Annotated in this window: 13 protein-coding genes; 1 reads left to right on the forward strand and 12 read right to left on the reverse strand. The window is 39.4% G+C overall.

Annotated elements, in window-relative coordinates; translation table 11 throughout:
• Positions 1 to 35 precede the first annotated feature (35 nt).
• Entirely contained in the window at positions 36 to 2,663 is a 2,628-nt protein-coding gene (locus KJS36_RS00270) for a YfhO family protein (RefSeq protein WP_244842493.1), read from the forward strand.
• Positions 2,664 to 2,679: 16 nt separating this feature from the next.
• On the opposite strand, the gene KJS36_RS00275 is transcribed toward KJS36_RS00270, so the two are convergent.
• The 12 genes from KJS36_RS00275 to KJS36_RS00330 form a co-directional block, all read right to left on the reverse strand.
• Positions 2,680 to 3,834: a hypothetical protein gene (locus tag KJS36_RS00275; protein WP_213533112.1), complete on the reverse strand. Its 1,155-nt coding sequence runs from the start codon at positions 3,832 to 3,834 to the stop codon at positions 2,680 to 2,682.
• 178 nt (positions 3,835 to 4,012) lie between these two features.
• The gene (locus KJS36_RS00280) at positions 4,013 to 6,181 is read right to left on the reverse strand and encodes a heavy metal translocating P-type ATPase (protein ID WP_213533114.1); all 2,169 of its coding nucleotides are present in this window, start codon (positions 6,179 to 6,181) and stop codon (positions 4,013 to 4,015) included.
• 175 nt (positions 6,182 to 6,356) lie between these two features.
• A complete protein-coding gene (locus KJS36_RS00285) occupies positions 6,357 to 6,563 on the reverse strand; it encodes a copper ion binding protein (protein ID WP_213533116.1) in 207 nt (68 codons plus the stop codon).
• Positions 6,564 to 6,614: 51 nt separating this feature from the next.
• Positions 6,615 to 7,070, reverse strand: coding sequence for a CopY/TcrY family copper transport repressor (locus KJS36_RS00290; protein ID WP_213533218.1), 456 nt, complete (start codon positions 7,068 to 7,070; stop codon positions 6,615 to 6,617).
• A gap of 137 nt (positions 7,071 to 7,207) precedes the next feature.
• Complete coding sequence (gene sdaAA / locus KJS36_RS00295) at positions 7,208 to 8,077, reverse strand: L-serine ammonia-lyase, iron-sulfur-dependent, subunit alpha (RefSeq protein WP_213533118.1); 870 nt, start codon at positions 8,075 to 8,077, stop codon at positions 7,208 to 7,210.
• 8 nt (positions 8,078 to 8,085) lie between these two features.
• The gene (gene sdaAB, locus KJS36_RS00300) at positions 8,086 to 8,757 is read right to left on the reverse strand and encodes an L-serine ammonia-lyase, iron-sulfur-dependent subunit beta (RefSeq protein ID WP_213533121.1); all 672 of its coding nucleotides are present in this window, start codon (positions 8,755 to 8,757) and stop codon (positions 8,086 to 8,088) included.
• Between the two features lie 126 nt (positions 8,758 to 8,883).
• Positions 8,884 to 10,863, reverse strand: coding sequence for an NAD(P)/FAD-dependent oxidoreductase (locus KJS36_RS00305; RefSeq protein WP_213533123.1), 1,980 nt, complete (start codon positions 10,861 to 10,863; stop codon positions 8,884 to 8,886).
• Positions 10,864 to 11,047: 184 nt separating this feature from the next.
• Positions 11,048 to 11,410: a hypothetical protein gene (locus KJS36_RS00310; RefSeq protein ID WP_213533125.1), complete on the reverse strand. Its 363-nt coding sequence runs from the start codon at positions 11,408 to 11,410 to the stop codon at positions 11,048 to 11,050.
• A gap of 222 nt (positions 11,411 to 11,632) precedes the next feature.
• Positions 11,633 to 12,439, reverse strand: coding sequence for an alpha/beta fold hydrolase (locus KJS36_RS00315; RefSeq protein ID WP_213533127.1), 807 nt, complete (start codon positions 12,437 to 12,439; stop codon positions 11,633 to 11,635).
• 135 nt (positions 12,440 to 12,574) lie between these two features.
• Positions 12,575 to 13,951: a glycoside hydrolase family 1 protein gene (locus KJS36_RS00320; RefSeq protein WP_213533129.1), complete on the reverse strand. Its 1,377-nt coding sequence runs from the start codon at positions 13,949 to 13,951 to the stop codon at positions 12,575 to 12,577.
• Between the two features lie 21 nt (positions 13,952 to 13,972).
• On the reverse strand, positions 13,973 to 15,388 hold the full coding sequence (locus tag KJS36_RS00325; RefSeq protein WP_213533131.1) for a PTS sugar transporter subunit IIC: 1,416 nt from the start codon (positions 15,386 to 15,388) through the stop codon (positions 13,973 to 13,975).
• Between the two features lie 122 nt (positions 15,389 to 15,510).
• Entirely contained in the window at positions 15,511 to 16,251 is a 741-nt protein-coding gene (locus tag KJS36_RS00330; protein WP_213533133.1) for a MurR/RpiR family transcriptional regulator, read from the reverse strand.

Here is a 16,251-nt window from a genome sequence, read left to right on the forward strand (position 1 = left end):
TCAATATAGATTAGAAAGTTAGGATGGCTTTTTCTGTGTTAAAATTTATTAAAAATTATAAATGGGCTTTATTGGCAAGCTTTTTTGTGCCTCTTTTACTTGTTCTAGTCGTTCTTGCTACAAACGGTATTTATTGGGGAAGCGGGCGTTCTTTACTTGCTGGCGATGCTTATCATCAATATGTGGCGGTTTTATCATTGTTCCGGAATATCTTGCATTCTGGTGGCCAACAGGGATTTTTATACACTTTTACAAGTGGTTTGGGCCTGAATTTATATGCTTTTGCGGCTTATTATATGGGAAGTTTTCTCATGCCTCTCACATTTTTCTTTAATGTTCATAATATGCCTGATGCGATGTACTTAATTACCTTGTTGAAGTTTGCTTGTATTGGTTTATCTAGTTTTGTGGCTTTAAAAAATATGTATAAAAAATTGGCGGTTTTACCTGTTTTAGCCTTATCTGTCAGTTTTTCTTTGATGAGTTTTTTGATGAGCCAGATTGAAATCATTATGTGGCTGGATGTTTTTATCTGGTTACCTTTGATTGTTTGGGGCTTGCATTCTTTACAGGATTTTGGACGGCGCAAGCTTTATTTTATCAGTTTGACGATTTTATTTATCCAGAATTATTACTTTGGCTTTATGATTGCGATTTTTCTGGTGCTTTACTTTTTAGTACGCTCGACTTTGGCGAAATGGTCTTGGAGAAAACTTCTTGATTTTGTAGTTACTTCCTTGTTGGCTGGTCTGACGAGTTTAATCATGCTTTTGCCGATGTATTTGGATTTGCGGGCAAATAATTCGGATGCTTGGTCGGCTGTTACTGGCATTTTCACAGATAATTCTCATGTTTTTGACATTTTTTCAAAGAATTTGGTTGGCTCTTATGATACGACACAGTTTAATGCTGTACCCATGATTTATGTCGGTTTAATGCCACTTGCGCTGGCTTTGTTGTTTTTTACAACGCAAACAGTGCGTTTACGTACAAAATTAGCATTTCTTGGACTGATCGCTTTTCTGATTGCTTCATTTTATTTGCAAGCTTTGGATTTGTTTTGGCAGGGAATGCACTCGCCAAATATGTTTTTACATCGTTACGCTTTCTTATTTTCTTTGCTGCTTGTGCTTTTGGCTGCTGAAACTTTGTCTCGTTGGCAGGAAATCAAAATCTGGCATATTTTGCTGGTGGTTGGATTTTTAATTCTCGGATTTGCTGCTACGGTAATTTGGGGAAATTATCATTATGTGAAATTTGTTAATATTGCTTTAACTGCCTTGTTTGGACTGGCTTATTTGCTCCTGATGCTGAGTCAAAAGCGGGGCTGGATTTCTTCTAATTTGTTTGCCATTATTCTCTTTATTTTTATGAGTACTGAAGTGGCTGTCAATGGTTTTTATCAGATTCAGGGAATTCAGGGAAATTGGAATTTTGCGAGTCGAACTTATTATAATCAGCAGGCGAAACTCCTCCAACCTTTGGCTACAAAGGTGCAAAATTTGACGAGTTCTAACCTTGCGCGGACAGATAATACATCGCCTGATACTGCCAATGATGGGATGAAATATGGTTATAATGCTATTGCTCAATTTTCATCAGTAAGAAATAGTAATACAAGTGCGGTCATGAATCAGCTTGGTTTTCACACAGATAGTACTTATTTGAATTTGCGCTATCCGCAAAATAGTCTTTTGATGGATTCAATATTTGCTGTCAAATATAATATCAATCAATCACAGCCTGACAAATATGATTTTAGCACGCTAGGAAATTTGACAGACTTGTCAAAAAATAAAAATGCCCTGTCTCTCGGAATTTTCGTTCCTGGTGGCTATAAAAATGTCAAATTTACCACAGGAAACAATAGTAGTTTGGAAAATCAAACTAAATTTGTCAATGCGCTTGCTAAAACACAGAATCAATTTTTCAAAGAATTTTACACGACAAGTGAAAAAACAGATGATAAAATCACAGGTACAGGCAATAGTGTGACCTTGACCCAAAAAGCAACGGACACGACAAATGATGTTTCTGTGACTTATGGCATTACTGCGCCTGCACATAGTCAAGCTTATCTTTCAGTGCCAAATATTAGCTATATCAGCACGAATTTTCAGAATGCGACGATCACGATAAGTAATACAAGTAAAGCAGGAGTTATCGCACCGATTGCGACTTACTCTGTTGCTACCGAAGATACGGGAAGCTTGTTCAATCTTGGTTATTATGATAAAGCAACGTCGCTTTCAGTGACTTTGAGTTTTCCAAATAATTCTCAAGTTTCCTTTGATACGACTTCTTTCTGGGCGCTTGATACCGTAACTTATCAGTCTGTCATAAACAAATTGAAAGAAAATAAAGTTTTTGACAGAACTGTCAAAAATGGTGTGAACTCTACAATAGACGCAAAATCAGCCGGACAAGTATTTTTAACACTTCCATATGACAAAGGCTGGTCAGCAAAACTTGATGGACAATCTGTCAAAATTCATAAAGCTCAAAATGGCTTCATGACAGTCAATATTCCTAAAGGAAAGCATCAGTTGAACTTGCGTTTCTTCCCACAGGGCTTAAAAATTGGGATTTTCTGCTTTATCTTGGGAATTTTCCTTTTTGTACTTTATGATTGGCGACTTAAAAGAAAACAGTCTGACATATGATGATGTCAGGCTGTTTTTACTGTGCTGCAACGGCTGAAAGATTTTTAAGATTAACTGGCATAATTAACAAACGGTCCATCACATAAGGTGTTTTCCCGCGGTATTTCATCGAACCCGACTCAAAAAGCATACTTAAACTTTTGTCTTTTTGATTTATACTGACTTGTTCCAAGTAAGGCAGCACAGAAAGACTACCAAGTTTGTTAAATTTATAATTAAAGGTTGCCGTATTCGCCAAATTTGCAGTTTTTTTGACATTGGCAAAAGTTACCGTTGAGTTTTTATTCCCAAAACTGGAAGTAAAGATAGCCGCTGTCTGATAAAGAGCAAGACCTTGCATTTTTTTAAAAGCTGGCGAGATAAAAATGTAATTCAGAGCACCTGATTTTTTAAAATCAGCCAGCATTTTTCCTGTGCTACTTGTATTAATCTTTTTCTTAGGTAAACGATTGAGCTCGATTTTCCCATTTACTAGCGGAATGGTGACAACTGAGGAGGTCTGACTTGCAGAGAAATATGGAATTTCTAGTGCATTATCCGACAGCGCAATCGTTGACGTTGCTTTTATCCAAGGAAGTTTGAAATTTTCATCTATTTTGATGGCTTGCTTTGAAATTTTAGCATTATAATTATCAATCGTTCTTTCTTTGAGTACCGATAAACGTGCAATATTTGTATCATTTGATAGCCAGATATTTTTTCTAACTGGGTCATAAGCCAAACCACCCAGATGAGAAACAGCGGGGATAATCAAACTTTTCACATATCTTTCCGTCTTTTTATTCAAAACAAAAATCAGTGAGTCCAGTTGATGATTGCCATCATAAGCAGATATAAGTGTGTATTTATCCGTTTGTGTGATACCTTGTGGTGTCCACTTACTCGCATAAGCAGCTTTTCCTGTTTTAGGATTGATAGACCAAGCGCCACGCAAACCAGGAATAACAGCATCCTTCACTGTTGTTCCTTTTTTAATATGATGATGTAAAACTTTATTTTCCCAATCTTTCTGATTCATCAATGGACTTGTAGAAGCTGTCCATTTAGGCACCTGATTACTTGATAAATTCTTTGCAAGAGTAACCTCTTGTTTCTTAAAATAAAAATAGCCTGAAAATGCAAAAATCACGATAAACACAGCAGCTATAATTCCAATACTTCTTTTTTTCATTCTTTTATTTTATCACACTTTCGTCTTTTTAAAAATACAAAAAACAGCCTTGATAAAATATCAAGCTGTTCTTAGGAGATTAACATTTATGTTATTCCCTTCACAAAGAAAATTATAGCACCTTTTCTTTCTTTTTTCAATTATTTTGTGAAGAAACGAGCAAAAAAATATGTAAAAATCATATTTTTATGTTCATCTCTAGTTTACGTCGAGCCAAAAGAAGCGAACTTGTGATGACGGAAACACTGGATAAACTCATTGCAGCAGCTGCAAAAATGGGACTGAGTACGCCAAATGCTGCGAGCGGAATGCCGATAGTATTGTAAATAAATGCCCAAAAGTAATTTTGGCGGATTTTTCGGATAGTTAAGTGTGAAATATCTAGGACAGTAGGGATTTTCCCTAGGGAATTGCCAATAATTGTCACGTCACCAGCTTCCATAGCGATGTCCGAACCAGAAGCCATCGCAACACTGACTGTTGCTGCTGCCATTGCAATCGTATCGTTGATGCCATCTCCGACCATCATGCTATTTTCCGTTTGGCTGACAATCTTTGCTTTTTCTTCGGGTGTGAGATTGGCTTGCACTTCGTCAAGCTCTACTTCTGCTTGGTTTTTCTTGGCGGAGGCAAGATTATCCCCTGTCAACATCACTGTTTTTATGCCACGCGCACGAAGTTCTGTGATGACTGCTTTCGTGCCTGCTTTGATTTCTGAGGTAAAAGTTGCTGTGGCGATAAATTCGTTTTCCTGTGCCAGATAAACGACTGTATCACTGGTTTCTGGCACTTTTGCATGGATATCAGCCATCAGTTTGGCATTTCCTGCAAAATATTTTTCACCATTTATTGTTCCTGAAACGCCACGTCCTGCGATTTCTGTAAAATCGGAAACTTCTAGGAGGCTGGTAAATGTCTCTGAAAAGTCAGTAATTTCGCTGAGTCTTTCAAGCGAAAGTGACTGTGCCAACGGATGTTTACTTTTTGCTTCAAGACTGGCTAGAATTTGCATTTCATTGTCAGATCCTGTAAAACTTGAGAGAAGGAAGTCACCTGTCGTGATAGTTCCTGTTTTATCAAAGAAAATCGTTTGGATTTTTTGCCCTTGTTCAAGAACCAAGGCATTTTTAACAATAATTCCATTTTTTGCGGCTAAACCTGTGCCTGACATAACAGCGGTCGGTGTGGCTAAGCCCAGCGCACAAGGACAAGAAACAACAACGACGGCAACAGCGTGCGTGATGGCAATAATCAAATTTCCTGTCAAAAGGAGGGTCAAAGCAAGTGTGACAAGCGCAATTCCAATAACGACTGGGACGAAAATCGCTGAGATACGGTCGGCTAACTTTTGAATATCAGGCTTGGCAGACTGAGCTTCGCTCATCATTTCCACCATTTTTGAGATGGTTGAGTCAGATAGTTCGTGGACAACTTGGGCTGTCAGTTGTCCGTCAAGATTCACTGTTCCTTCAAAAAGTGTCTGTCCTTCGCTTTTTACTATTGGGATAGATTCGCCAGTCAGATTGCTTTCATCAAATGATGCACTGCCTGAGAGGATTTTTGCATCTAAAGGAACTTTTTCTCCCGGATAAATTTGGATAATTTCTCCCGTACGAATTTCTTCAATTTGTCGTTCGCCTGTTGAGGTATGAGCACTTGTCGCACGCGCACTCATGAGACTTGTCAGTGCATCTGCTGTTTTTTCTTTGGCATGATGTTCAAGAACTTTCCCAAGAAGAACGAGGGTAATCACGGACATAGAAGCTTCAAAATCAATCGCACTCGAAATTCCCATTATCATTCCCAAAATAATGCTGGAAAGATAGGCGGTTAGCGTGCCAAGAGCGACAAGGACATCCATATTGGCAGATTTTCCACGCAGAGATTTGTAGGCACCTACGAAAAAACGCCAGCCGATGATGAATTGAACAGGTGTTGCTAGAATGAGCTGTACCCATTCATTATGAAAAATCATGAGTCCATGAAATCCCAGCATTTCTGTGAACATGGCTAGGAGAACGGGCGCTGTGAGAATCGCTGAAATGATAAAGTCAATTCGCATTCTCTGTGTGAAACGTTTTTGCTCGGCACGGATTTTTTCTTGGTGCTTTTTATCGTTGACAATCGCGCCGTAACCTGCCGACTGGACAACTTTGATGATATCTTCGTCTGTCAGATTGTCATCTACAAGCACACGCGCGCGTTCTGTGGCAAGGTTGACCGTAGCTTCTTTGACACCTTTTGTAGCTTTTAAGGCGCTGGAAATGTGGTGGGCACAGTTGGCGCAAGTCATGCCTGTGATGACAAAATTCTGTGTGCGTACTGGATTGTTATTGATTGCTTCCATGATTTTTCCTTTGTTAGGTTTACATTTGTAAACTATAAACTTTTAATAAAAATCTCTTGAACGAGATTTTAGTTTTTGACAGTTCTGCCGTAGGGACTAGAGAATTTATTCTCAGCCTTCTCGGACAGAGTGAACTTATAACGAAGTTGTCAGTTTGTACCCTGTCAAAAATTTTTTAAACGATTTTATAGCCGGCAGCTGCGACTGCTGTACTCATTTGAGTAAGGGTTGCTGGTTCGTCAAATTTGACTTGGGCTTCATTTTTCTTGAGTGATACTTTGGCGGATTTTACGCCATCAACGCTCTCAAGTGCTTCACTCACGTGTTTGACGCACATATCACAAGTCATGCCTTCGATTTTCAATGTTTGTTTTGTAGCCATTTTCTTCTCTTTTCTATTGTGAAATTTTTGACAGAATTGTCAAAAATTTTGTTACATTTTTTCCATGTGTTCTGCTTCGTGTTTGCAAGCACAAGCACCAACAGTTTCTAGGCAATTACAATGAACTTCAGCGACTGCTACCTTTTCAGACAGAGCTTCTTGCAACTGTTCTATGTCTGATTTTGTTAATTCGCTGTTGGCAATCATCTGTCCTAAAACGTTGCGTTGCTTAGTTGCACACACCTTTTTCAGCAAATTTTGCGACATTCTGTCAATCGCATCATTTTCATCAATCAGTGGGCGATAAATAAACTTTCGTCCTTCTTTTTCCGTGCTGAGCATTTCTTTTTTAACCAGACGTCCAAGCAAAGTTTTGACTGTCGCAAGGCTCCAATCCATCAGCGAGATTTGATTGTAAACCTCGTCAACACGCGCTTCTCCAAGCGACCAAATCACGCGCATGATATGTAATTCTGCGTTTGAAATATTGAATTCTACTTCGATAATTTTTGCCTCCTTTCGTCAAATTCTTTTCTTTACATCTATAGTTTACAACTGTAAATTAAATTTGTCAAGAAAAAAATTTTTGACAGAACTATAAAAAAATAATTTGTCACAAAAAAATTTGACAGAACTGTCAAATCTCATTTTTCACTAAAAACTTCTGACATTACACGCCGTCCAGTTGGTGTCTGTGCCAATCCACCGTCTGCTGTCTCCCGAAAGGCTGCTGGTAAAGTTCGCCCGACATTATACATACAAGTCACGACTTCATCAACTGGAATGACTGTTTTCACACCAGCAAGCGCCATGTCTGCTGAGATAAATGCTTGTGATGCGCCCATCGCATTGCGGTGTACACAGGGGATTTCGACCAGTCCAGCTACAGGATCACAGATGAGACCAAGCATATTTTGCAAGGTCAAGGCAATCGCCGTCCCTGCTTCTTCCAATGTCCCACCAGCTGATAGTACTAATGCTGCACTCGCCATTGCCGCTGCCGAACCAACTTCCGCCTGACAACCGCCCTCAGCCCCAGAAATCGTCGCATTGTTAGCAATCGCCAAGCCAAATGCACCAGCCATAAATAGAAATTCCACTTGCTGTTCATGGCTCAAAGATAATTTTTCTGTGGCAGCTCGTAAAACGCCTGGTAAACAGCCACTTGAACCTGCTGTCGGTGTCGCACAAATCAAGCCCATCTGTGCATTGACTTCATTGACCGCCACAGCATCGCGCGCCGCAGCCAAAATAACATCGCCCGACAGAGCTTTGCCACTTGCGATATAAGCATTCATCAGCTTCGCATCGCCACCTGTCAAGCCTGTCAACGACTTCTCACCAAGCAATCCTTTCTCAACAGAGGCAAGCATCACTTGCAAATTTCGCTCCATCAGCGCCCAAACTTGTTCACGAGAGCGCCCTGTTTGCTCAATCTCCAAGCTTATCATCAGCTCAGCCACAGACGAATAATCCTGCGCCATTTCTATCAATTCTTGTATTGTTGTAAACATTTCATCTCCTAATCAAAGAAATTCACCGCGTGCAGATGAGAAATCTCTTGCATTTCTTCAAATGCGGCGCTGACATTCGGCGTATCCACTTCCAAAATCATAATCGCCTTCTCACCTTTTGCTTCGCGTGTCACATTCATCTTGGCAATATTAATCGCGTGACTCGACAAAACACTTGATACTTTAGCAATCATTCCCGGTACATCTTCATGAATAATCACAAAAGTCGGTTGGCCCGCCGAAATAGAAATGTTAAAACCATTCAACTCCGTGACTTGAATCATACCACCACCAATCGAAATTCCAGTAATTGTCATCATTCGCTCACCTTTTTGAGCAATCAAACGCGCTGTATTGGGATGTTCTGCGCGTTCTTCTGGATGTGGCACATAACTGACTTCCATTCCTTGTTGAAAGGCAATTTCTGGTGCATGAACAAGATTTTCATCATCTGTTTCCATTCCTAAAACACCTGCTACCAGCGCCAAATCTGTCCCATGACCTCGATACGTTTTCGCAAAACTTTCATAGAGATGAATTTCCAAACGTTCTGGCAATTCTCCAAAAATCGACCGCACAATTTTGCCAATCCGCGCAGCGCCTGCTGTATGTGAGCTAGAAGGTCCAACCATTACTGGTCCAATAATATCAAACACACTTCTATATCTTAAATTATCCATGTTTCCTCTTTTTTATGCAACCCTAATCAACTCATCTCGTTGCGTTATCCTTTAAAATCATACCACAAATTCGGCAGATTTTCAGTATTTTCAATCAAAAAAAGCTCTCTACCGAGAGCTTTTATATTAACGTCCTTTATAGATTGAACGTGGTTTTCCGTACCAGAGTTTGCCAAGAATTTTTTGCAACCAAGGTTGAATCCAACGGTCAAGACCGAACGCACGTCCAGCACCAGCCATCAAGGCGATAGCTACTGGAATATACCAAAGACCAACCCAAGTCAACATACCTGTTGTCGCAAACATGAGTGTTAAACCAGCCGTTGCAGCTGATGCAATCCAAGTGAATGTTCCACTCAAAATTGCAAGCGCAAGGAGCAATTCAACGATTGACATTGTTTTTTGCAAGAACAAAGCAATATCAAAACCAGTTTGTGTATTTGGCATGAAAATCTTCATCATTGCTTGCATCCAGTGAGGCACACCGTTTGTGATTGGATTTGGTGTTGTACCATAATCATAGCTCAAACCATTGAAAGCGTTAAAGGCAAAATGTCCTGTTGCTTTTGTGACTACTTCATGCGTTGAAGCACCAGCAGCTGGGTGGGCAACAGAATAAAAGTCTTTCAACCAACCGGAATTTTTAGGGTTTGAAATCAAGAATGTCGTAATCTTTAATTGTCCGCCCATCCAAGATTGACTTGATTTTCCGAAGATTCCACCAATATTTGCTCCACCAAATACTTTTGGCAAAGCATCAAGGAGCCAAATAACTCCGTAGAACAAGCGAAGTGGCAAAGCCCAAAGAACATTTCCACGACGTGATGTATGACCACGCATCAAGTTACGATTGTCTTCCGTATGGAAGATTTCATTTTTCAAATAAGTAAATAGATAATAAGCTGAATAAATCTGCAAAGTGTAAAGAACGTAGATAAAGTTCTTCATTGCCATTGCGAAGAAACCAGTCAAGCGGAGGCTACCAACCATCGCAACACCCCAATGTGAGCCAACTGAAACCATTGTTCCTTGGTATTTACCAACGAATTTATGTTTTTCTCCACCTTTGATGTCAGCGATGATGTTATCTGCTGCTGTATGTCCTGTTTGTTCTGCTGCTTCAACGATTTGTGGTTGAGGACGACCAGATTTAGGGTCCATATTGCCTGAAACGTCACCAGCGACATAAATGCCTTTGCCTTCAAAGCCGATAGCTTCCATGTAATCATTGGCAAGGAGACGATGTCCGCGTTCTGTTTCTGTGAGCTCGTAAGGTTGTGCTTGGGTATTTCCTTGCACACCTGTTGTCCAGATAAGTGTATATGAAGGAATTTCTTTTTGGACTTTTTCTTCATCATGTCCGCCAACATTAACAACGATATGGCCTTCTTCAACAGCTGTGATACCGTGGTTAAGAAGAACATTGACATTTTTCTTTTTGAGGTAAGCAAGGGCTTTGTCTGCTTGTTTACGGTCAAGTGTGTTCAAGATAGTTGGCATCATTTCAACCACGTTGAGTGTGATTTCTTCTGGATTGAGTTTCCAGTCTGTAGCAACTTTCTTGCGCCAATCAATCAACTCACCAACCATTTCGATACCAGTAAATCCTGAACCGGCAACGTTAATTGTCAATAAAGCTTTGCGTTTTGCTTCATCACGTTCAGTTGATGCAAGTTGAACCATGATTTCCAACTGACGTTTGATTTTCATGGCGTCTTCGAGAGACCACAATGTGAAGCCATAATCTTTGACTCCAGGAACTCCAAAGTCATTTGGCTCGCCACCAATTGCTACTATGACATAGTCATAATCATAGCTACCGTTTTCTGTAACAACGGTTTTATTTTCTTTGTCAAGGTTGACGACTTTATCTGTAACAATACTGATGTTTTTGCGTTTTCCAAGCAATCTTTGCAGGTCATATTGTGCGTTTGTGAAGGGAACGCGACCAGCCGCAACTTCGTGAAGTTGTGTCATCATCGTTTGATAGCTGTGTTTGTCGATGAGCGTGATTTCTACGTCGTTTTTCAATTTACTTGAAAGTTTACGAGTAGCTGAAAGCCCAGCAAAACCAGCACCGATGACTACAATTTTCTTCTTAGCCATTTTGAGGTTTTTCTCCTAATATGTAATAATAAAATAGTTCAACCACTATTATATCCTTTTGTTTTCGCTTTGTAAAGACTTGTGAATAATATAATTTGTGAAATTTTGTTGCATTTTTTCACAAAGTTTATTTAGCAATAAAAAAACAGCTTTGTCTGAACGACAAAACTGTTGTGGCGGCTTTTTAAATTTCAGCGTAGTTCTTCATAATCATGCTTTCTGATAGTCCCAAGCACTTTGTGAATGGGAGAACATATGCCATATCTTCTTCGTCTTTATTTGCCATATCGCTCACGCGACTGCTACCATTTTTCACTTCAACTGTGATTTTGTGGTTGTTATCAATGTAGAGACGGATATTGTCAACATCGCCATGATGAATAATCACACCGAGAACTTTTCCATCATGCAGCTCGCAAGTTTGTGCCCCCTGCAAATAACTGTCAACGACAAGTTTCATCACTGCATTTTCGATTTGTGGACTGTTTTCCGCAGTGTTGTTTAAGTGATTTGTGTGCGCCTCCGTGCTGATGTGTTTGTGTCTCATGTTTAATGTTTCCTTTCATTTTCTTGCTCAAGCAAGCAATTTTCCAGAGTTTCGTTATTTTTGTAAACATTTCTCTTTCTTTACTCTTATATTTTATCATGATGTTCAATGAGAAAAAAATGATATACGTATTATATAAATCTCATAATTTTCAAATTTACTCTTTTGACAGTTCTATCAAAAAGTAAAAATAGTTTTGACAACTCTGTCAAAACTATTTTCTCATAAATTTCTTATATTTTTCTTAATAAACTTTAATATCGTCTGATTAAATTTATCTGCATCTTCTAAATGGAGCAAATGTCCACAGCCTTCAAAAATAATTGCCTGTGAATTAGGATTAGTTTGCAAATTTCGCGCAGCTTGAGCGTGTTCAGGTGGAAAAATAGGGGATAAACTTCCTGCCAAAAATAAATGTGCTTTTGTTTCTTGGGCCAAATTTGCTCGCCAATCTTGCGTAATAATATTACGCAATAAGCCTTGATAAGCCCTGAAATCAAAGGGATACATGGATTTCCCAAGCGAACGTTTGACATCGTCAGAGAGCTTTTTTCGTGTCAGTCGCGTTTTGGGAAATTCCTCCATAAAGTCCGAAAGTTCCGCTAATGTCCGTCCTGTATCGCCGTCCAGCCAATCACTACTTCTCAAAAAAGTAGGTGCTTGGTCTTCTGTAATCACTAAATCAATCTTTTTATCTGTAAAAAGTTCCTCATATGCCATGATAAGTGCTGCCCCCATCGAATGTCCTATGAGAATTACATGAAAAATTTCTAAATAAACGAGAAGTTCATGTAAATCTGTTGCCAAACGTGCCAAAGTCAAGCCATACTTGACTTTATCACTCAATCCATGTCCGCGATGGTCGTAAGTAATCACACGAAAACCAGCCGCCACAAATGGCTCAATCTGGCAGAGCCAAGTGATTTCGCTTGCCGAATAGCCATTAACCAGCACAATCGTTGGTGCATCAGGCGCGCCGTAGCTATGATAATTGATTTTTACCTTATCATTTGTTGTGAAAAATGCCATTTTTTGCTCCTTCTTCATTTTTTATTTTATCACAAATTTTGACAGGCTTGATTTTTCTTGATTTTACTTGAAAAATATTTTTGACAGTTCTGTCAAAAAAATCTGTCAGTTTTGACAAATTTTTTCTTATAATTTTCACATATTTTTACCATTTGAACCAAAAACTTGTTGGAACCAGTGAAATGATTTTTTCGGAACGCGTCGCAAATCACGCAGATTATGATTATCTCGATTGACGTAAACCGCTCCGTAGCGCTTGTCCATATTGCCTGACGAACTTGGAATGTCAATCAAGCCCCAACCGAGATAGCCAAGCACATCTGCACCGTCCTCAATTACTGCTGATTTCAATGCTTCAATATGCGCACGGTGATAGTCAATACGCTGATTATCCTCAATCTCATGCTCACCGTCCCAGTCCTCGCGCAGGCCAAGTCCATTTTCAATCGGAAAAACTGGCAAGCCAAATTGATTGTAAAGTCGCGTGATAATATTACGAAAACCTGTTGCATCAATCGCCCAGTCCCATTCATTTCTTTCAAGAAGCGGATTTTGCTGAAATCCCTTATCCAGATAGAGATTAGGTGCATCATTTTCTGTCAAATTTTCCGCCGACAAAAGCCCCGAACGATAGTAAGAAAAGGATAAAAAGTCAGAAATACCTTTTGACAGAACTGTCAAATCTTCCTCTCGCCAATCCATATCAATTCCCTGATTTTTGACAAAAGTCAGCACCGCAGGCGAATAATGTCCGTAAACATAGACATCACAAAGATTAAGATAGGAAAATTCCTCCTGCCGCCGCACCGCCAAATTATCCTGAGGCGATGTCGTGGCTGGATAAATTTCCGTGTAAGCAAGCATCCCACCAATTTTGACAGAACTGTCAAAACCGTGAATAAAGTCTGTCAGTTGACAATGTGCCAACATCGTATGATGAAAAATCTGATAAATTTCTGACAGCGTTAAATTCTCCCGCAAAACACCTGCATAGCGCCAAGCATCACTTGTAAAATACAGATTATGCTCATTAAAAACAATCCAATATTTTACACGTCCAGCAAAACGGCGCATCATTTCCTTACCATAACGCACAAAGGCATCCACCACATGGCGACTCAAAAATCCATCATATTTCTCAGCCAGCGCCAGTGGCATATCAAAATGATACAAACAAATCATCGGCTCAATTCCACGTGCAATCAGCGCATCAATCATTCGACTGTAAAAGGCAATTCCTTCCTCATTGAACGCACCATCGCCATCCGGACAAACGCGCGACCAGGAAATCTGAAAACGATACATGTTCATATTCATCGCCTGCATCAAGTCAAAATCCGTCTCAAAATCATGATAATTATCAATCGTGACCTGCCAATTCATACTGTCCACCGTCTCAGGACGCACATCATAAACTGATAATCCTTTTCCGCCCTCATTCCAGCCACCTTCCGTCTGCATCGACGACGACGAATTTCCCCAGAAAAAATCTTTTTTTAATGCTTCAACCATAATTCCAACTTTCTAAACCACTTATTTTGCTTCTTCTGCTGCCATTTCTTGCTCTTGATTTAGCAAAATTTTATCATAGCGACGTGCAAATGGCAAATAAATGATAACACTTTCAAGCAAACCAACCATTTGTAACAGCGCATATTGCCAACCACCAATCAAAAAGCCAGAAATAATCGGTGGTGTCGTCCAAGGAGCAGCCACACCATTCATTGGTGGAACAATATGCCAAGCAATCGCCGCATAAGCTGTTGCTCCTACAATCGCAGGTGTCAAGAAGAATGGAACCGCCATCACAGGATTAAGCACTAAAGGCAAACCAAACAGGAAAGGCTCATTGATATTAAACAAACCTGGCACCAATTCAATCTTCCCAATTGAGCGCATCTGTTGCGATTTTGCAATAAACAAAGTAAAAATAATCAAGCCAAAAGTCACACCAGAACCCGACATCTGAATAATATTATTATAAAATTCATTGGTTACAATGTGCGCACCATTAGCCAAACTCAATTTTCCATCCGCATAAAGTTGTGCATTTTCAAAAGTATTCGGGATAAGGAAAGCTGAACTGATTGCTCCCATGATAATTCCACCATGAACACCAAAGAACCAGAAAAACGGAATGAGTAAAGCAATAATCGTAATTCCCCAGAAAGAATCTCCGAGATGTTGCAAAGGTTGTTGCAAGACACGATAAATCTCAGAAAGCAAATCTGTATGACCCACTTTATTGAACAAAGCATAAATCGCTGTTGCTCCAATTAAAATCACACCAGTTGGAATCATCGAAGTAAACTGATTCGCAACATTAGAAGGTACTTGCTCAGGCAATGTAATCTTCCAGCCCGCTCTAATCATTGCACTATAAGCCCAACCTGTCAAACAACCAATCAAAATCGCCGCAATCATTCCCTGACCGCCTTGCCAAGAAAGATTGATGACACCTGTCACAGGATTATTCAGAAAAACTTGCATTGCTTCGGGCAATTTATCAAAAGCAGTATTGACTTGATTTCCAGTAAGACTTCCAATCCCAGAAGCCCCTTTTCCAGCCCCCAAAGCTGTGGTGATAGGACTAACGACTGACAGTGTCTGGACAATCAGAAAAGCAGCCAAAGCAGTTAAACCTGCTGAAAGTGATACATCTGCATAGCCTTCTTCTTTTACGTAACAATAAGCAATTCCTACCACCGCCCAAATCGCCATAATACCAAAAGAAACAGAAAACGCCTGATTAAAGACAGCAGACCAACCATTCTCACTCAGCCAATTTGCAACCGAAGTAATCGGAATATTAGCTAAAATAAGAAAAATAGAACCGACAATAATAAAGGGCATCGCATAAAGCATCCCATTTTTTAAAGCGGTCATCGCCTTGGTATTGACAAATTTCATAATTGGTGTCAACACCTTGTTATTCATGAACTCGTTCATCAATAAACCTCCTTCAAAATTTTATTTCTAATACAAAAATACCACAAGTATCAAATAATACAAGTGGTTTTGAAGTTTCTGTTACAAATAACAAGAGTTGTTACGTTTTTTATTAAAATAAGCTATTTTTTCACGCCTTCTTGTGCCAGCATTTCAATCAAAGCAACCACAGGAAGCTGTGACGTAAGATTTTCCTGAATATCATAGTCAGAATATCTATCTTGAAAATTATAAGAAAGATTAATATCCGAAAGTTTGGAAATCGTTGTATCTTCATGATTAGTGATTGAAATAATCTTTGCTCCTTCACTTTTTAGAACTAAAAGTGACTTAATCAAGAGTTCCGTTTCTCCTGACACAGAAAGCACAATAATCAAACTCCCATCAGCTGATTTTCCTCTCATCGACTGATGCAAATCTGTAATAGCATAACTTTCCAAGCCGCTATTCACAAAATATCCCGCTCCATAGACAGCCAAAGAGCCTGACGTCCCGACACCGATAAAAACATGACGTTGTGCCCTTTTAACCAAGGAAATAGCCTGTTCCAGTCTTTTTGCATAATCCTTTTCAGATATATTTTTTAGAAAAATATTCAACTGTAAGAGATTTTCATGATAACTTACTGGCAAATCTTGAAGTTCTTCTTCTTTGTTCTTCAAATAAAAGCAAAGTTCTGACCAGCCACTGAAACCTAACTTTTTCGTCATTCTCATGACCGTAGCCGTTGACACGTGTACTTTTTCAGACAATTCTCGAACACTCATTGCTTGTGCTTCATCTGTATGTTGCAAGATAAAATCAAAAGCCAGATGTTCTAATTCATTTAATTTTTGAACCTTTTCAGCTATAAAACTTATCAT

Origin of the sequence: Lactococcus nasutitermitis (assembly GCF_018403765.1) — a bacterium.
GTDB lineage: Bacteria > Bacillota > Bacilli > Lactobacillales > Streptococcaceae > Lactococcus > Lactococcus nasutitermitis.